This window comes from Sphingobium sp. OAS761, from assembly GCF_024168485.1.
Lineage (GTDB): Bacteria > Pseudomonadota > Alphaproteobacteria > Sphingomonadales > Sphingomonadaceae > Sphingobium.
Genome location: NZ_JALJVY010000016.1, coordinates 26,289 through 43,256 on the forward strand (window position 1 = coordinate 26,289; position 16,968 = coordinate 43,256).

Annotated in this window: 15 protein-coding genes; 10 read left to right on the plus strand and 5 right to left on the minus strand. The window is 64.7% G+C overall.

The window, feature by feature from the left end:
- Positions 1-135: 135 nt before the first annotated feature.
- The 8 genes from ccoN to ccoS are packed head-to-tail and all read left to right on the plus strand — an operon-like array spanning position 136 to position 7,872.
- A complete protein-coding gene (ccoN, locus tag J3E64_RS18475; protein ID WP_253344619.1) occupies positions 136-1,791 on the plus strand; it encodes a cytochrome-c oxidase, cbb3-type subunit I in 1,656 nt (551 codons plus the stop codon).
- Positions 1,792-1,805: 14 nt separating this feature from the next.
- Positions 1,806-2,540, plus strand: a complete 735-nt coding sequence (gene ccoO / locus J3E64_RS18480; protein WP_253344522.1) for a cytochrome-c oxidase, cbb3-type subunit II — start codon at positions 1,806-1,808, stop codon at positions 2,538-2,540.
- A complete protein-coding gene (locus J3E64_RS18485; protein WP_253344524.1) occupies positions 2,537-2,713 on the plus strand; it encodes a cbb3-type cytochrome c oxidase subunit 3 in 177 nt (58 codons plus the stop codon). The genes ccoO and J3E64_RS18485 overlap by 4 nt, the downstream gene beginning before the upstream one ends.
- On the plus strand, positions 2,706-3,641 hold the full coding sequence (ccoP, locus tag J3E64_RS18490; protein WP_253344526.1) for a cytochrome-c oxidase, cbb3-type subunit III: 936 nt from the start codon (positions 2,706-2,708) through the stop codon (positions 3,639-3,641). Before J3E64_RS18485 ends, ccoP begins: the two co-directional genes overlap by 8 nt.
- A gap of 19 nt (positions 3,642-3,660) precedes the next feature.
- The gene (ccoG, locus tag J3E64_RS18495; RefSeq protein WP_253344528.1) at positions 3,661-5,103 is read left to right on the plus strand and encodes a cytochrome c oxidase accessory protein CcoG; all 1,443 of its coding nucleotides are present in this window, start codon (positions 3,661-3,663) and stop codon (positions 5,101-5,103) included.
- A complete protein-coding gene (locus J3E64_RS18500) occupies positions 5,100-5,573 on the plus strand; it encodes a FixH family protein (protein ID WP_253344530.1) in 474 nt (157 codons plus the stop codon). Before ccoG ends, J3E64_RS18500 begins: the two co-directional genes overlap by 4 nt.
- Positions 5,573-7,720: a heavy metal translocating P-type ATPase gene (locus J3E64_RS18505; protein ID WP_253344532.1), complete on the plus strand. Its 2,148-nt coding sequence runs from the start codon at positions 5,573-5,575 to the stop codon at positions 7,718-7,720. Before J3E64_RS18500 ends, J3E64_RS18505 begins: the two co-directional genes overlap by 1 nt.
- Positions 7,717-7,872 carry a cbb3-type cytochrome oxidase assembly protein CcoS gene (ccoS, locus tag J3E64_RS18510; protein ID WP_253344534.1) on the plus strand — a complete coding sequence of 52 codons (156 nt, stop codon included), beginning with the start codon at positions 7,717-7,719 and terminating at the stop codon, positions 7,870-7,872. The genes J3E64_RS18505 and ccoS overlap by 4 nt, the downstream gene beginning before the upstream one ends.
- Here ccoS and J3E64_RS18515 read toward each other — a convergent pair.
- Both J3E64_RS18515 and cysS read right to left on the minus strand, forming a co-directional pair.
- Positions 7,869-10,796, minus strand: a complete 2,928-nt coding sequence (locus tag J3E64_RS18515) for a CHAT domain-containing tetratricopeptide repeat protein (protein ID WP_253344536.1) — start codon at positions 10,794-10,796, stop codon at positions 7,869-7,871. The two genes, ccoS and J3E64_RS18515, sit on opposite strands and share 4 nt — an antisense overlap.
- 75 nt (positions 10,797-10,871) lie before the next feature.
- Positions 10,872-12,392, minus strand: coding sequence for a cysteine--tRNA ligase (gene cysS / locus J3E64_RS18520; RefSeq protein ID WP_253344538.1), 1,521 nt, complete (start codon positions 12,390-12,392; stop codon positions 10,872-10,874).
- 291 nt (positions 12,393-12,683) lie between these two features.
- Between cysS and J3E64_RS18525 the strand changes: the two genes are divergently transcribed.
- Positions 12,684-13,394 carry a Bax inhibitor-1/YccA family protein gene (locus J3E64_RS18525; protein WP_253344540.1) on the plus strand — a complete coding sequence of 237 codons (711 nt, stop codon included), beginning with the start codon at positions 12,684-12,686 and terminating at the stop codon, positions 13,392-13,394.
- Positions 13,395-13,419: 25 nt separating this feature from the next.
- Here the strand turns inward: J3E64_RS18525 and J3E64_RS18530 are convergent, their stop codons facing one another.
- The 3 genes from J3E64_RS18530 to J3E64_RS18540 are packed head-to-tail and all read right to left on the minus strand — an operon-like array spanning position 13,420 to position 16,024.
- Positions 13,420-13,860, minus strand: a complete 441-nt coding sequence (locus tag J3E64_RS18530) for an HIT family protein (RefSeq protein ID WP_253344542.1) — start codon at positions 13,858-13,860, stop codon at positions 13,420-13,422.
- Positions 13,857-14,954 (minus strand): CDP-alcohol phosphatidyltransferase family protein, encoded by a 1,098-nt coding sequence (locus J3E64_RS18535; RefSeq protein ID WP_253344544.1) that lies wholly within the window; start codon positions 14,952-14,954, stop codon positions 13,857-13,859. Before J3E64_RS18535 ends, J3E64_RS18530 begins: the two co-directional genes overlap by 4 nt.
- A complete protein-coding gene (locus J3E64_RS18540; protein ID WP_253344546.1) occupies positions 14,951-16,024 on the minus strand; it encodes a glycosyl transferase in 1,074 nt (357 codons plus the stop codon). Before J3E64_RS18540 ends, J3E64_RS18535 begins: the two co-directional genes overlap by 4 nt.
- A gap of 154 nt (positions 16,025-16,178) precedes the next feature.
- Between J3E64_RS18540 and J3E64_RS18545 the strand changes: the two genes are divergently transcribed.
- Positions 16,179-16,967, plus strand: coding sequence for a succinate dehydrogenase iron-sulfur subunit (locus J3E64_RS18545; protein WP_253344548.1), 789 nt, complete (start codon positions 16,179-16,181; stop codon positions 16,965-16,967).
- Position 16,968: the final 1 nt, after the last annotated feature.

Below are 16,968 nucleotides of genomic sequence, written 5' to 3' on the forward strand. Positions count from 1 at the left end.
CGTTGCCGACGGAGCAGCTGCCAACTGCCTACGCACTATCCCGTAAAGACCCCGAAGACGCCCTTTGACAGAGGTCAATGCATGGGGGCGGCGCCTGGAGGAAGGCGGCGCGAGAAGCTTTCACGGGGAATGACCATGGAACAACTGGTGATGAAGACGGGCGGCTGGTTCGCGCTCGCGCTCGCCGCCTTCGCTGCGGCGGTCGCTGCGGCGGACAGCGGCTTTGCCGTCCATATGGGGATCATATGCGCGGCGGCGCTGCTGGTTGCGGTCGTGACCATGCGCCACGCTGACTATGCGGCGCTGACCCGCGGGCTGCTGAAAATGCCGGAGCCGGGCCGTTATTATGACGACGTGATCCGCTGGGGCGTGATCGCGACGGTATTCTGGGGTCTCGCAGGCTTTCTGGCTGGGCTTTACATCGCGCTCCAGCTGGCCTTCCCGGCGCTGAATCTGGGCATCGAATATACCAGTTTCGGGCGGTTGCGGCCGTTGCATACATCGGCGGTCATCTTCGCCTTTGGCGGCAACGCGCTGATCGCCACCAGTTTCTATGTGGTGCAGCGCACCTGCCGCGCGCGGCTGTTCGCGCCCAAGCTCGCCGACTTCGTTTTCTGGGGCTATCAGTTGTTCATCGTGCTGGCTGCGACCGGCTATCTGATGGGCATCACCGAGGGCAAGGAATATGCCGAGCCCGAATGGTATGTCGACCTGTGGCTGACGATCGTGTGGGTCTGCTACCTGATCGTGTTCGGCGGCACGATCGTCAAACGCAGCGAGCCGCACATCTACGTTGCCAACTGGTTCTATCTCAGCTTCATCCTGACGATCGCGATGCTGCACATCGTCAATAACCTGTCCATGCCGGTCAGCCTGCTGGGCTCCAAGAGCTACAGCGCATTCGCCGGCGTGCAGGACGCGCTGACCCAGTGGTGGTACGGCCATAATGCCGTGGGCTTCTTCCTGACCGCCGGCTTCCTGGCCATGATGTATTATTTCGTGCCCAAGCAGGCGCAGCGGCCGGTCTACAGCTATCGCCTGTCGATCATCCATTTCTGGTCGCTGATCTTCCTCTACATCTGGGCGGGTCCGCACCATCTGCACTACACCGCTCTGCCCGACTGGGCGCAGACGCTGGGCATGGTCTTTTCGATCATGCTGTGGATGCCGAGCTGGGGCGGGATGATCAACGGCCTGATGACGCTCAACGGCGCCTGGGACAAGATCCGCACCGATCCGATCATCCGCATGATGGTGATGGCGCTCGCCTTCTACGGCATGTCCACGTTCGAAGGGCCGATGATGTCCGTCAAGGCGGTCAACAGCCTTTCGCACTATACCGACTGGACCATCGGCCATGTCCATTCCGGCGCGCTGGGCTGGAATGGCATGATCACCTTCGCCTGCCTTTATTATCTGGCGCCGCGCCTGTGGCAGCGCGAACGGCTCTATTCGCTTCGGCTGGTGAACTGGCACTTCTGGCTCGCGACGGTGGGCATCGTTCTTTACGCGGCATCCATGTGGGTGTCGGGCATCATGGAAGGCCTGATGTGGCGGGAATATGGGGCCGACGGTTACCTGGTCTACGCCTTTTCCGAAGTCGTGAGCGCCAAGCTGCCCATGTACCTGATCCGCGCCACGGGGGGCCTGCTCTATCTTTCGGGCGCGATCATCATGGCCTGGAACATCGGCAGGACCATCGCCGGCAGCCCGCTGCGCAACGAGCAGCCGATGCACGATGCCGCCTACGATCCCGCCGCCGACCGGCCCCTCATCGCCCAGCCAGCCTAAGGGAGACCCAAGACATGGCTTCCAAATATTTCGACCATGGCAAGCTGGAGCGGAACGTTTCGCTGCTTGGTATTGCCGCGCTGATCACCGTTGCGATCGGCGGCATTGTGGAAATCGCGCCCCTCTTCTGGATCGACAACACCATCGAGAAGGTGGAAGGGGTGCGGCCCTACACGCCGCTGGAGCTGGCGGGGCGCAACATCTACATCCGCGAAGGCTGCTACAACTGCCACAGCCAGATGATCCGCCCTTTCCGGGATGAGGTCGAGCGCTATGGCCATTACAGCCTGGCGGCCGAGAGCATGTACGACCATCCGTTTCAATGGGGGTCCAAGCGGACCGGGCCGGACCTGGCGCGCGTGGGCGGCCGCTATTCGGACGAATGGCACGTCCAGCATCTGAAGGACCCGCGCGCCGTGGTGCCCGAGTCCATCATGCCGACCTATCCCTTCCTGGCCGAACGGCCGCTCAAGGCGGGCGACATGACGATGGACCTTGCCGCGCTGACGCGGGTGGGCGTGCCCTACAGCAAGGAAGACGTCGACAAGGCGAATGAGGATTTGCATGCGCAGGCCGATCCGACCGCGGACACCACCGACCTGCTCAAGCGCTACCCCAAGGCGCAGGTGCGCGACTTCGACGGCGATCCCGACATGCTGACGGAGATGGATGCGCTTGTCGCCTATCTCCAGATGCTGGGCACGCTGGTCGACGTCAACGCCGCCGCCCCGCAGGAGACGCCGCAATGAGCTACGATGCGCTGCGCCATTTCGCCGATAGCTGGGGGCTGGTCTTCATGGGCCTGTCCTATGTGTTGCTGATCGGCTGGCATTTCCTGCCGCATGGCGGCCGCAGCAGCATGCGCGCCGCCACGATGATCTTCGACCGCGATACTGAAGAGACGGAGGCCGACCATGGCTGACGACGAAACCCCCAAGATCGACGCCGCCACCGGCACCCAGTATAAGGGCCATGAATGGGACGGCATCCGGGAACTGGACACGCCGCTGCCGCGCTGGTGGCTTTGGACCTTCTACGCCACGATCGTTTTCGCGATCGGCTATTGCCTGGCCTATCCGGCCTTGCCGATGCTGCACGACTATACGCGCGGGATGCTCGGCTGGTCGAGCCGCGGCGCGCTGGAGAAGGAACTGGCCGCGCGCGAGGTGCAGATGGCACCGTTGCGCCAGGCGATCGCGGCGACCGACATCGGGAAGCTGGCGGGACAGCCACGACTGATGCAGGCGGCGGTCGAGGGCGGGCGCGCGGCGTTCAAGGTTCATTGCGTGCAATGCCATGGATCGGGCGCGGCGGGATCGCGGGGCTATCCCAACCTGAATGACGACGACTGGCTGTGGGGCGGCGACCTCACGAGCATCGAAACGACGATCACCGACGGCATCCGCAACCCCGACCATGCGAAAACGCGCCAGTCGATGATGCCCGCCTTCGGTCGCGACCAGTTGCTTACCGCCGCGCAGGTCAGCGACGTGGTCGCCCATATCCGCGTCATCAGTGGGCAGGATGTGGCCAATGCGGCATCGCAGCGCGGCGCGCAAATCTTCGCCGACAATTGCGCGGTGTGCCATGGTCCGGCAGGCAAGGGCAGCCGTCAGGTCGGCGCGCCCAACCTGACCGACGGGATCTGGCTCTATGGCGGCGACGCTGACACGATACGCCAGACCGTATGGAACAGCCGGCAGGGCGTGATGCCGCGCTGGAACGACAAGCTCGACACGGCGACGATCCGGATGCTGGCGGCCTATGTCCACAGCCTGGGCGGCGGCGAGGCCGCGCCGGTGGATGCACAAGCCGCCCCGGCGGGCAACGCCGCTGCGCCCCAACCCTGAGCCGAACGGAGGAAGGACCATGCTGGTGCCGGCCGGATCGGGCGATCTCTACGAGAAACGCAAGGGCGTCTACCCCAAGGCAGTCGACGGTTTCTACCGGCGCCTGAAATGGGCGATCATGGCGGCAACGCTGGTGATTTACTGGGGCACGCCGTGGATTCGTTGGGATCGCGGCCCCTATGCGCCAGACCAGGCGGTGCTCGTCGATCTGGCGCATCGGCGCTTCTACATGTTCGCGATCGAGATTTGGCCGCATGAATTCTATTATGTGGCCGGCTTGCTGATCATGGCGGGGATAGGCCTGTTCCTGGTCACGTCCGCGGTCGGGCGCGCATGGTGCGGCTATGCCTGTCCGCAGACGGTGTGGACCGACCTGTTCCAGCATGTCGAGCGTTTCATCGACGGGGATCGCAATGCGCAGATACGGCTGGCCAATGCGCCGTGGAGCGCGGACAAGCTGGCGCGGCGGCTGGTCAAATGGCAGGTCTGGCTTCTCATCTCCTTTCTGACCGGCGGCGCTTGGATTTTCTATTTCGCCGACGCGCCGACGCTTCAACGCGCTTTCTGGACGGGCACGGCCGCACCGGTCGCCTACGCAGCCACGGGTGTCCTTACGGCCACGACATTCGTGCTGGGCGGATTCATGCGCGAACAGGTATGCATCTACATGTGCCCCTGGCCGCGCATCCAGACGGCGATGCTGGACGAGAAATCGCTGGTCGTCACCTACAGGAACTGGCGCGGGGAAAAGCGCGGCAGCGTCAAGAAGGCGGCGGCCCATCCAGGCGAGTTCGGCGACTGCATAGATTGCGACCAGTGCGTCGCCGTGTGTCCAACGGGCATCGACATCCGCAACGGTCCGCAGATCGGCTGCATCACCTGCGCCCTGTGCATCGACGCGTGCGACAAGGTGATGGAGCAGGTCGGCCGTCCGCGCGGGCTGATTGACTATTGCACCGAGGATGACGCGAACCGCGAGCGGCAGGGCGGGGTGCCCCGGCCGATCCTTCAATCGCTGCTGCGCCCGCGCACCATTGGCTACCTGTGCGTATGGACCGGTATCGGCCTTGCCATGCTGTTCGCGCTGGGCGCGCGCACCCGCGTCGATATCAGCGCGCAACAGGACCGCAACCCGATTTTCGTGCGCCTGTCCGATGGCGCGATCCGCAATGCCTACACAGTGAAGTTACGCAACATGGAAGCGCGGCCCCGGCCGATGGAAGTGCGGGTGGACGGGTTGCAGGGTGCAGTGTTGTGGACCGACGCCATGGCGCGCGACCAGGCGATGCCCGTCATCGCCGCCATGGTCCCGGCCGACAGCGTCGCCAGGCTGCGCATCTTCGTCGCCGCCCCGGCCCAGGCCCCGGGCGCGGCGCGGCAGGATTTCCGCTTCACCGTACGCGCCACCGACCGCGAAGGCGGCCATGACGCCGAACCCGCCCGTTTCGAAAGGCCCCAATGATGCGTAACCCCGGCATCCGACGCTTCACCGGCTGGCACATGACCGGCATATTGGTCGCCTTCTTCGCGGTGGTGATCGCGGTCAATTTGCTGATGGCGACAATCGCTGTCCGGTCCTTCGGCGGAACCGTGGTCGACAACAGCTATGTCGCCAGTCAGAAATTCAACGGCTGGCTGGAGCATGCGCGGGCGCAGGAACGGCTGGGCTGGCGGGACAAGGTGGACCGGAGCGGCGGCGATCATGTGGACGTGACGCTGACGGGACCGGACGGGGCAGCTTTGCGCGGCGCGCGGATCGCTGGGCTGGCGCAGCATCCGCTGGGGCGCGCCGCCGACATTGCGCTGGATTTCAGCGAAGTGGCGCCGGGCCACTATCAAAGTGACCGGGTGGTGCCCGCAGGCCGCTGGCGGATCGCGTTGACGGTCCGCCGGGGCAAGGCCGAGCAGCGGCTGTTGCGGGCGCTGGACTGATGGCCAGCCTGCCTGTCTTGCCTGTCCTGCCTGTGGAGGCGCACGCGCCGGTGGAGACGGTGACGAGCCTTTTCGCGCTGCCGGGCATTCATTGCGCGGGATGCATCGGCAAGATCGAGCGGGGATTGCTCGCGACTCCGGGCATCGGGGCCGCGCGCGTCAACCTGTCGGCCAAACGTGTCGCCATCCATCATGACCCGGCGCTGACGCCGCCGGAAATCAAGGCCGCGCTCGCCGCGCTGGGGTTCGAGTCCGAAGCGCTCGCAGATCGGGGAACGGACATCGCCGCCGCCGAAAATCGCGCCCTGTTGCGTGCGCTGGCGGTCGCCGGCTTCGCCGCGATGAACATCATGCTGCTGTCGGTTTCGATATGGTCGGGCGCGGCGGGAGCGACGCGGACCATGTTCCACTGGCTGTCGGCGCTCATCGCGCTGCCGGCCGTCGCCTATGCGGGCCAGCCCTTTTTCCGGTCGGCGTGGGCGGCGCTGTCGCAACGCCGGACCAACATGGACGTGCCGATCAGCATCGGCGTGCGGCTGACCACCGCTATGAGCCTGTTTGAAACCTTCACCGGTGGCGCCCATGCCTGGTTCGACGGGGCCGTCATGCTGCTTTTCTTCCTGCTCGCCGGGCGCGTGCTGGACGGCATGATGCGGGAGCGGGCGCGGGCGGGTGTCGCCGCGCTGCTGAAACAGACTGCGCCCGGGGCGATGGTGCTGGACGGAGCGGGCCATGGCCGCTGGATCGCCGCGCCTTCTCTTCGGCCGGGGATGACGATGCTGGTCGCCGCAGGCGAGCGCCTGGCGGCGGACGGGCGCGTCACGCAAGGCCAAACCGGCCTGGATATCGCCTTCCTGACCGGGGAGAGTGCGGCCGTTCGTGTCGGCGCGGGCGACATGGTGCATGCGGGCGCCCTCAATATCGACGGGCCGATCCAGGTTGAGGTTACGGAGGCTGGCCCGGACACGATGATTGCCGACATGGCCCGGCTGATGGAAGAGGCTGGACAGGGGCGGTCGCGTTATGTGCGCATCGCCGATCGGGCGGCCCGGCTCTATGCGCCGTGCGTGCATCTGCTCGCCGTGCTGGCCTTCATCGGGTGGATGATCGCGGGGGCGGGCGTGCACCAATCGCTGCTGGTCGCGGTCGCCGTGCTGCTGATCACCTGTCCCTGCGCGCTGGGGCTGGCCGTGCCGGCGGCCCAGATCGTCGCCTGCGGATCGTTGATGCGGCGGGGCGTGCTGGTGAAGGACGGGTCGGCACTGGAGCGGTTGGCGCAGGTTGACCAGACTGTGTTCGACAAGACCGGCACGCTGACGCTCGGCCGGCCGGTGCCGCGCGATCTCGACCGGCTGGCGGCGCAGGACAGGGGCATATTGCTGGCGCTGGCGCGTGGCAGCCGTCACCCGCTGAGCGTCGCGCTGCGGCGGGCGCTGGAGGCAGACGGGGTTATCCCGGCGGCGGTGACCGGCCTTGGCGAGACGGCCGGAGAAGGGATGGAGGCGCGGTTCGGCGCGGATGTCGTTACGCTGGGCCGGCCACGCAGCCTGATCGGCCTGTTCGATCTGGTTGCGGAATATCGGCGGGGCGGTGAGTCGGTGCTGCTGCGCTTTGCCGATGCTTTGCGGCCCGAGGCGGCGGTTACGCTGCGGCGGATTCGTGCCATGGGCCTGGAAACGCTGATAGCCAGCGGCGACCGGCCAGAGGCGCTGGAGGCGATAGCGCGGGAAACCGGGACGACCGCGATCGGCCATTTGCGACCGCAGGACAAGCTGGCGCTGCTCGACCGGCTGAGGGGCGCGGGGCGACATGTGTTGATGGTGGGCGACGGGTTGAATGACGGCCCGGCGCTGGCCGCAGGCCATGCCAGCATGGCGCCCGCGTCGGCAAGCGATGCCAGTCAACTGGCGGCGGATGCGGTGTTTCTGGGCGACCGGCTGGAACCGGTGGCAATGACCTTGCGCGCCGCGCGCCGGACGGTGCGGGTAGTGCGGCAGAATTTCGGATTGGCGATAGGTTATAATCTGTGTGCCGTGCCGCTGGCGCTGACGGGGCAGGTGACCCCGCTGATCGCGGCCATCGCCATGTCGACCAGTTCGCTGATCGTCGTGGCCAATGCGCTGCGATTGCGGAACGCGGCACGATGATTGGGCTGGGACTGCTCATCCCCCTTGCCCTGCTGCTCGGCCTTATTGGCCTTGGCGCCTTTTTCTGGGCACTGGGCAGTGGCCAGTTCGAGGATGGCGACGGTGCCGCCGCGCGCATCCTGATTGAGGACGAGGATGACCGCGGCGCCTAACGGCCGACCAAGATGAACGGCGCCCAGATATAGGGCTGGGCCGCATCCGGCCGTTTCGACCGCATCAGTTTGAGCATGGCCCTTTGCAACGCCACGGCTCGCGGCAGGCCCTTCGACGCACCTTTCACGGTTTCCAGCGTGATGAAGGCGCTGGCATCGTCGCGCACGGGCCAGTGCGACACCAGCAACGATCCCGCGCCTGCGTAGCGAAACGCCTGTGCCAGACCCGAATAGGCCGGGGCCGAGGCGCTGTCGCCGGCGGCGGTATTGCATGCTGACAGGATCACCCAATCGGCGTCGATCCGCATCGATGCGACCTCCGACGCCGTCAGCAGTCCATCGGTATCGGCGGTGTCGGGCGCCGGTGGCGAAAGGACGAGCGCGGGTTCGGCCACGCCCTCCATCTCTCCGCTGACCAGTCCGTGCGTGGCGAAGAGGATGACCGAATAGGGGGTGAAATCCTCCTTGCGCAGCACAGCCTCGCTGGCCGCACCGCCAACGAGCAGGGTGGAGCGTTCCGGTCCGAACCGCCCGGCGACGGCCTCCAGTTCGGCCAGTGATCCCGGCAACGGCGGCAGTTCCGCCAGTGCGGTGGCGTTACCGTTACCGTTACGGAAATAGTGGCCGGCAGCCAAAATGGCGCCCGTGGCGGTCGTGCCGGGACCGGCGAAACTGTCGGGGGCGCCAATGCCGAGGAACCGGCCGTCGCGCGCGGCATAATGCCGTCCGGCCGGCGTTCCGCCATTCGTGAAGCCGGGTTGAACCTCCATTGCGAAACGCCTTACCAGCCAGGCGGCACGCGGAGTCGCGCTGGCGACAGGACGTTCGGACAGCATCGCGAAGGGCAGGGAGGCGAAGGCCCCGGTGGGCACGATCCGCAACTGCCGGGCATCGCCGATCTCGGCCAGGATGGTGGGCGTGAATATCTGGCGATACAATTCATGAGCGGCGTCGCCGTCAAATCCGTTCGGTGCGAGCGATGCGCGCAGGCGTTCAACCAGCGCGACCAGTTCGGCGCGCCCCCTGGCCATGCGCTCGACGCGCGCGCCCTTGGCACCGATCGCCAGCACATAGGCGCCGTCGAATGCGGGCATCACTGCCAGCAGGGCTTCTCCCGGTGCAAGTCCTGCACGCACGCTGGCAAGATCGGGGCGATCGCCGCCCCGTGCCTCGACCCAGCGGGGAAAATCGCGTGCCATAGCGGTGCGCGCATCCTCCAACGTAGCGGCTGCCCGTGCCCGGGCTGCGCGCGCGTCGGCCACGCCCTCGTCGGTCGCCAGCGCCTTGAGCAACAGGCTGTCCGCCGCCTGCGCCGCGCGCGCATGATCCTGCAACTGGCGGACGCGACCCGCCAGCGCGGGATCGGCCACCAGCCGTTCGGTCACGAGCCGGTTGGCCTTGGCAATCCGCGATCCGGCGAGCATCGACATGGCATCGAGTGCGAGCGCGGGGTCCTGCGCCTTGACCGCGACTTTCAGGATTGTGTCGAGTGCAAGTCTCTGTTCTTCGGTGAAATTATCATCCTCTCCCAAACTTTGTCCGTCACGGATCACCGCCGCCGCGCGACGCGCGGCGGCGGTTGCATCGCGATCCCCGGTCCAGGCCGACAGCATTGCCGCCTGGGCCAGAGGAAGCGCCGGAGCATTGTCGATCTGCGCGGTTTCGGCCGTGTAGGCGGTGGCGGCGGCGCGGGCCCCCGCTGTATCGCCCGTGCCGACCAATGCGGTGACCAGATAGGGATAGACCCGCTGTCCGATGTCACGGTCCTTGTCGGACCCGGCGTGAACGCGGCCGATGGCCGTTCGCAAACGCTCGACAGCCTGCGCTTCGCGACCTTCGGCCAGGCTCAACGCCCCGGCAAAGGCCAGCGAGCGGGCCGACTGCGGGCTGTTGTTCCCCTCGATCGCGCGAAAACCGCGCTCCGCTTCCATGAAAAGCGGTTCGGCATCGGCATAGCGTTCGAGAGGAAGCAGGACTGTGCCCAGATTTTGAAGGGCGAACTGGAAATAGAGGCTGTTCGTGCCGACCGTCTCGCGCTTGATGGCGATCGCCCGTTGCAGATAGTCGAGGCTCTCAACGCGTCGCCCCGTGCGCGACAACAGCAGGCCCAGCGCCTCAAGCGCGCGAGCATAGCTGGGATGCTTGCGGTCGACATGGTCGGTGGCGATGTTGACCGCCAGGCGGGCATATTTTTCCGCTTCCTCCCGCCGGTCCGCGCGCAGCAGCATCTGGGAATAGGTGTAATAGGATCCGATGGCGTCCGGGCTGTTCGGGCCGACGGCGGCGATGCGCGCCTCCATGCTGGCGTGCTGCGCCGTCACGGCTTCGTCGTTGCGGCCCAGCCGGGTCAGCGCCTGCGCGTGCGAGAAGGCGATGTTGGATCGCAGCATATGGGTGGAATCCGCCAGATCGTCCGGCGGTGTGCGGGCAATATAGGCGTCCATATAGTCGCTTGCTTGACGCAGCGTTTCGGCCCCGCCGGCAACGTCGCCCAGCGCCACCTGGACATAGCCCTTGATCGACAGGCCCTGCATCCAGGCGACGGGATAGGAATCGTGGAAAGGATCAATGAGGTTCAGTCCCGCATCCGCGCGGGTCAGGGCGTCGGGGTTTTTGCCGTCGATCTGATCCATCGACGATAGGTTGATGAGCGCCACGCCGGCCAGAGGATGTGGACGGCGGCCAATCCTGATTTTCATCGCAGCATCGTGGAGGCGATTCCACGCGTCGCGGGTCGCCTGCGACATGGAGCGGGCATAATCCTGGCTTTCGAACAGGGCGTTCGCCTGTTCCTCCAGCCGGTACAGCCGCGCAAAGCGCGGGTCACTGGCCGAAAAGCCGCGATCCGGCGCCGCGCCGGCCGGACTTTGCCCGATCAGCGCGAGTGCGAGAAAACAGGCGTAGACATATCCCGACCGTCGCACGCAATATCCCCCATTATAGTGCGACCTAACGGCTTATTGGGTTGCGCGCCGGGGAGCGTCAAGCGGCAAGAGGTTCTACGCCAGCGTCAGCCGCCAGTCCCAACCGAGCGGATCGCCATCCATCACGTCCACGCCGCGCGCGTTCAATGAGTCTCGGATGTCGTCCGAAAGGGAAAAATCCTTTTCCGCCCGGGCCGTCTTGCGGCGTTCGAGATCCGCCTCGATCTCATCGGGCGTGACCTGCGCGTCTTTGGGCGTCAGCCGCAGATCGGCGCGGCTGAGCGTGAGGAGGTTAAGACCCAGCGCGGCATCGAAGGCGGCGATCAGGCACAGCTTTTCGTCCGCAGGCACCTTCTTGATGGCGATCGCTTCCTCCAGCAGCGGAAGCGCCCGCGGAGTCATAAGGTCGTCGCTGATGGCCGCGTCGAACTGTTCGAGCAGCGGCACCAGCTTCGGATGCAGGTTGGCCCGCAGATAGTCGAGCCGGGGTGATTGCCAGGTGACGCCTTCGGCGCGCGCCTTCAACGCGTCGATCCCCATGACAAGCCGCTTGAGCCGGGTCAGCGCCGCCGCCACGCCTTCCGCGCTGAATTCCAGTTCGCTGCGATAATGCGCGCCAAGGCACAGCAGGCGGTAGGCGAGCGGATGGAGCCCCGCGTCGATAAGGCTGAAGAGCGTGGTGAAGCCGCCCTTCGACTTGCTCATCTTGCCGCCGCGATCGACCAGGAAATTATTGTGCATCCACCAGCGCGCGCCGGTGAAGCCCGCCGCCGCGCCGCCATCGCCGCAGCAGGCCTGAAATGCCTGATTCTGGGCGATTTCATTGGGGTGATGAATTTCGCGATGATCGATACCGCCGGTGTGGATGTCGAACGGCTGGCCAAGGCGGGCCTGGCTCATGACCGAGCATTCGAGGTGCCAGCCCGGTGCTCCCTTGCCCCAGGGGCTGTCCCATTCCATCTGGCGTTGCTCGTTGGCCGGTGATTTGCGCCAGATGGCGAAATCGCTGGGATTGCGCTTGCCCGACACCGGGTCGATCCGCGCATGGGCGGCATCGTCGCGGCCACCGGCCAGCGCGCCATAATCGGGCACGGTCGTGCTGTCGAAATAGAGGCCGCTGTCCAGTTCATAGCAATGATCCGGCGCGATCTTCTGCGCGAACGCGATCATTTGCGGTACATAGTCGGTGGCAACCGTCCATTCGCTGGGGGGCAGGATGTTCAGATCGGCGATGTTGGACTTGAACGCCTCCGTATAATGGGCCGCGATGTCCCATATGCTCTTGGCGCTGGCGCGGGCGGCCGCCTCCATCTTGTCGTCGCCCGCGTCGGCGTCGCTGGTCAGATGACCTACGTCCGTAATGTTTATGATGTGGGTGACGTCCATGCCCTTCCACAGCAGCGTCCGGCGTAGCGTGTCGGTGAAGACGTAGGCGCGCAGATTACCCAGATGGGCGTAATTATAGACGGTTGGCCCGCAGCTATAGACCCGCGCATGATCGTCCTCGATCGGCGCAAAGGGCGCGATCGACCGGGTAAGACTGTTGAACAGGCGCAGCGGGGCTGCGGCATGCGGATCGCGGGAAGCGGTATTCATGCGGCGAAGCCATGTCGCGAAGCGGTGCGGGCGTCAATCCTCCCGCGTGCGCCGGCCATTTGTAATAAAATATTGCTGGCGCCGCGATGTCTTGAACGAAGCTCATGTCCCCCCGATATTGATTAAGCGGGCCGGGCCCCTCTGGCGACTTGGATTACCCCCCATCCGGGTCGTGATGTCGGACCGCATCGAGTGCGCTCGGTGCAGGTTTTGCGGCCAATGTCCCCCATCTTGCCGCAGCTGTCCGCGCCGGGCCACTCGAACCAATTCTGGATGGAGTGACTGTTACCCATGAATAATCCCGTTCGTATGCCAGGCTATGGTGCCAGCCGGTCGGTGGATACCGATGCCGGGCTGCGCGCGCACATGCTGGGCGTTTTCCGCAATATGGGCATTGGCCTCGTCATCACCGGCCTGGTCGCCGCGCTGGTGGGCAACATGCCCGCACTGGCAGCGGCCATTTATGGCACGCCGCTCAAATGGGTCGCCATCTTCGCGCCGCTGGCTTTCGTCTTCTTCTTCAGCTTCCGCATGGAGAAAATGACGACTTCGGGTGCGCGCTCGGCCTTCTACGCCTTCGCCGCCGTGATGGGCGTGTCGCTCGGCAGCGTGTTCCTGGTGTTCACCGGCGGCAGCATCGCGCAAGCCTTCTTCTCGGCCGCGGTGATGTTTCTGGCCATGGCGCTATGGGGCTACACGACGCAGCGCGACCTGACAAAGATGGGCAGCTTCCTCATCATGGGCCTGATCGGCATCCTGGTGGCGAGCCTCATCAACCTGTTCATCGGATCGTCGGCGATGGCGATGGTCATCTCGATCATCGGTGTGGTGGTGTTTACCGGCCTGACGGCCTGGGACGTCCAGCGCATCAAGTCCGAATATTTCTATTACGCCGGCCATGAAGTCGCGCAGAAAATGCAGATCATGGGGGCGCTGTCGCTCTATCTGAACTTCGTCAACCTGTTCCAGATGCTGTTGAGCCTCACCGGCGAACGCGAATAAGGGCAGGGAGGAACGCCGTCGCCCGTCAAGAGGCGGCGGCGTCGAACACGCCGCGCAGCCACCGGGTCAGCGCGGCGATAGCATCATCATCGAGCTTCACCGCCTGGCCGAGTTCCGGCTGTCCCGGCCACCCCGCGTCCGTGACGGCCACGTCCATGGCCGTGCGTTCCCCGTCATAGCGCGGGATCACATGGAAATGGACGTGGGGGTCGACCATCATGAGCATAAGATAGTTGATCTTGGCATAGTCGACCGCGCTCGCGAGCGCTTTTTCGATCGTCTCGGTCACATGCTTGAGTTCCGCGTGCGCCGGCCCGGGCAGGTCGCCAAAGGCGGTCGCGCCGCTCTTGGCCGCCAGAACCAGTGAACCCAGCGTCGGCTGGGCAGGGCGAAGCAGGACCAGCCAATGGTCGAATTCCGCCACCAGGCTGGCGGGCCAGCCGAATTTCCGGATCGTTTCGTTCATATCTGTGCCTCGTCCATCCAACTGACAATGGGCTGCCCGGACCGCTTCACAGCATAGGCCTGACCCAACCGCACGGCGTGAACGACCAATGACAGGATCGTCCACCAGGCAAGCGCGATCAGGCCGACGTCCGGCCGTCCCAGCAAAAGCGCCACTAACAGGATGACCATATTCGGGTTGCGCCGCGCCGTGATCAGGCGGAACCGGCTGTCGAACGGTCGCCAGACATGGATGTCCATCCCGAAATCCTTGAGGAACATGCCCTCGATCAGCCTTTGCAAAACATAGCCCGCGATCACGGCGGTCATGATGAAGGTGAAAGTGGCGGGCGACAGGCCAAGCCCCCAATAGACCAGCCCCGTGCCCCAGAAATACCACCAGAAGGGCGGGTGGACCAGGTCGACGCCATGATCGATCACATTGCCCCATTTGGACGATGTGATGGTGCAGCGGGCGAGCTTTCCGTCGACCGTGTCCAGCACCATGAAGATGAAGCCGGACAGGAAGCCGGTCCAGTACATGCCCTTTGCGAAAAGGAAGGTTGCCAGCAGGCAAAGGGTCACGCCGATGACCGACACCATGTTGGGCGTCATGCGCAATTGCGCGGCGATACGGGTCAGCACCAGCGCCAGTTCCGGCCACAGATATTTGGTAAGCAGGTCGGTGACGCCCTTATAGGCGCCGAAATAGCTGTGGCGTTCGATGGCGCGCCGGGAGGCGGGTGTCAGTTCGCGCACCATCGGCTGTTCCAGCTTGCGCAATTGCCGGTTGTAGAGCTTTCGTCCGTCCGACAGGTCGATGCGGTTCGGGGCGGTTGTCAGATCGGCACCCTGCGACACCTGTCCGACGATCGGTATGCTGCCCCAGCTGAATAGCGTGCCGGGCGTTTCCAGTGCCAATCGCAGCAGCAGCGGGTCGAAGGCATAGGTCAAGTTGAACAGCAATTCATGCCCCGGGGCCAGCGCGCTGCCGTTCCTGGCGGCGCTTTCGGCCATGCGGCGGTTACGCTCGGCGTTGGTCATGCCCCAGATCGGTGTCGCGTTGTCGCCGATCATGCGAACCTGGCCAAGGCTGGTGGTAATGGTCTGGCTCATGCAGCGCTTCTCGCAAAATCCAAAATGATGTCGGCCTGACGTTCCGAGGCAGGGACGGGGGACAGGTCGATCGAATCGCGCATCGCCGCTTCCTGCACGGCGACATAGTCCGGTTGCAAGTCGCGCGTGCGGGCCAGAGCCGCCGGAAGCTGAGCCACGTCCTCGATCACCTGGCCCAGGCGCCAGTGGCTGAAACATTCCTGCCGCGGATTGCGATGATCCAGATTGAGGAAAAGGCAGGGGCGTGGATGCAGAAGGAATTCATACACCTGGCTCGATATGTCGCCCAGATAGACGTCGGCGCTCATGGTGTAGCTCATATCGATCGAGTGGCGACTGCCCATGTCCACGCGGATGTGCGGCGCGCTGCTGGCGATCGGTGGCACGCGCTGCGCCAATTTCGCGTGGGGAGCGATGATGACGTTCCAGTCCTCAAGCGATTCCAGCGCCGCCAGCACCGTAGGACCATGGTTGACCCAGGATGACAGCGCCGCATCGAAATGCGGATTATAGAGCAGCACCGGCTTGTCATCAGAGAAGAAGCGCTGCCTCTGCGCCTTCAGTTCGAACTTGGCATAGCCGCCGATGCGCACATTGTTCGCCGTTCCAAGTCCCCGCGCGATGAGCCGGCGTCTGTCCTTGTCACCGCCGACCAGCGTCAGATCAAAATCGGCGTGGCGCTTCTTGTAACCCCCTTCGCGATCGCCGGCGCCGTGCTTAATATGGATCATACGGGACGCGAAACCGGGTCCATGACGAAGCCAGGCGCTGCTGATCTCGGTCGTGACCAGCAGCGGGAAGCGCGCGAAGGTCGGATAGTTGAGCAACAGGGTCGCGAGCCGGGAGGGTTGCCGGAACAGCGAGTCGGGTCGCAATGGCGGGCGGCGCAGGCGGATAAGGCGCAGCTTCCCGTCAGGATCGTAGCTGCGCACGAGGTCCAGGACGGCGTCGGAGGGCGATAGCACATGGACATGCACATCATTGCGTCCCGCCAGCGCCAGCGCGGCGGGTAGCCAGTGATAGAGCTGCTGGGCTTCGGCGATGGCGATGAAGGCGATGTCGGTCGGCAACTGAAGGTATCCTGAAAATGAGCCGCGCCATTGCGATCATATGGGCCATGAAGCAAGCGCGACGCCATTTCCTTGCCCTGAACGCTGGACCTTTGGCTATTTTTTGTTATTGCGCAGCGCAACAGACAGACGACGGAAAGAGGCGCGATCACCGATGGCCGAATTTGCTTTGCCCAAGAACAGCAAGATCACCGGCAAGGGCGTGGTGCACAAGGCCCCCGACGGAGCGACCAACGTGCGGTCGTTCAAGGTCTATCGCTACGATCCCGATTCGGGCGAAAACCCGCGCTACGACACGTATGAGATCGATCTCGACAATTGTGGGCCGATGGTTCTGGACGCCCTGCTGAAGATCAAGAATGAATATGATCCGACGCTGACGTTCCGCCGGTCCTGCCGGGAGGGCATTTGCGGTTCCTGTTCGATGAACATGAACGGCCGCAACGGTCTGGCCTGCACCACCGCGATTGACGAATGTTCGGGCAGGGACGTGCGGATCACGCCGTTGCCGCACATGGACGTCATCAAGGATCTGGTGCCGGACTTCACCCATTTCTACGCCCAGTACAACAGCATCAAGCCCTGGTTGCAAACCGTCAGCCCGGCGCCCAGCGGTAAGGAGCGGCTCCAGTCGCCCGCCGACCGCGAGAAGCTGGATGGCCTCTACGAGTGCATCCTGTGCGCCTGCTGCTCGACCAGCTGCCCCAGCTACTGGTGGAACAGCGACAAGTTCCTCGGTCCGGCAATCCTGCTTCAGGCCTATCGCTGGCTGGCCGACAGCCGCGACGAATATACCGGCGAGCGTCTGGACGAGCTGGAAGATCCCTTCCGCCTTTATCGCTGTCACACCATCATGAACTGCGCGAATGTCTGCCCCAAGGGCCTGTCGCCCGCAAAGGCGATCGCCGAAACCAAGAAGATGATGGTCGAACGCCAGCTCTGAC

Excerpts from the sequence above, each read along its gene's own strand:
- J3E64_RS18530 (WP_253344542.1), bottom strand. The coding sequence starts at position 13,860 with ATGAACGAAACGATCCGGAAATTCGGCTGGCCCGCCAGCCTGGTGGCG.
- ccoN (WP_253344619.1), top strand. The coding sequence starts at position 136 with ATGGAACAACTGGTGATGAAGACGGGCGGCTGGTTCGCGCTCGCGCTC.
- J3E64_RS18535 (WP_253344544.1), bottom strand. The coding sequence starts at position 14,954 with ATGAGCCAGACCATTACCACCAGCCTTGGCCAGGTTCGCATGATCGGC.
- J3E64_RS18485 (WP_253344524.1), top strand. The coding sequence starts at position 2,537 with ATGAGCTACGATGCGCTGCGCCATTTCGCCGATAGCTGGGGGCTGGTC.
- J3E64_RS18500 (WP_253344530.1), top strand. The coding sequence starts at position 5,100 with ATGATGCGTAACCCCGGCATCCGACGCTTCACCGGCTGGCACATGACC.
- ccoO (WP_253344522.1), top strand. The coding sequence starts at position 1,806 with ATGGCTTCCAAATATTTCGACCATGGCAAGCTGGAGCGGAACGTTTCG.
- J3E64_RS18525 (WP_253344540.1), top strand. The coding sequence starts at position 12,684 with ATGAATAATCCCGTTCGTATGCCAGGCTATGGTGCCAGCCGGTCGGTG.
- J3E64_RS18505 (WP_253344532.1), top strand. The coding sequence starts at position 5,573 with ATGGCCAGCCTGCCTGTCTTGCCTGTCCTGCCTGTGGAGGCGCACGCG.
- ccoG (WP_253344528.1), top strand. The coding sequence starts at position 3,661 with ATGCTGGTGCCGGCCGGATCGGGCGATCTCTACGAGAAACGCAAGGGC.
- ccoP (WP_253344526.1), top strand. The coding sequence starts at position 2,706 with ATGGCTGACGACGAAACCCCCAAGATCGACGCCGCCACCGGCACCCAG.
- J3E64_RS18545 (WP_253344548.1), top strand. The coding sequence starts at position 16,179 with ATGGCCGAATTTGCTTTGCCCAAGAACAGCAAGATCACCGGCAAGGGC.
- ccoS (WP_253344534.1), top strand. The coding sequence starts at position 7,717 with ATGATTGGGCTGGGACTGCTCATCCCCCTTGCCCTGCTGCTCGGCCTT.
- cysS (WP_253344538.1), bottom strand. The coding sequence starts at position 12,392 with ATGAATACCGCTTCCCGCGATCCGCATGCCGCAGCCCCGCTGCGCCTG.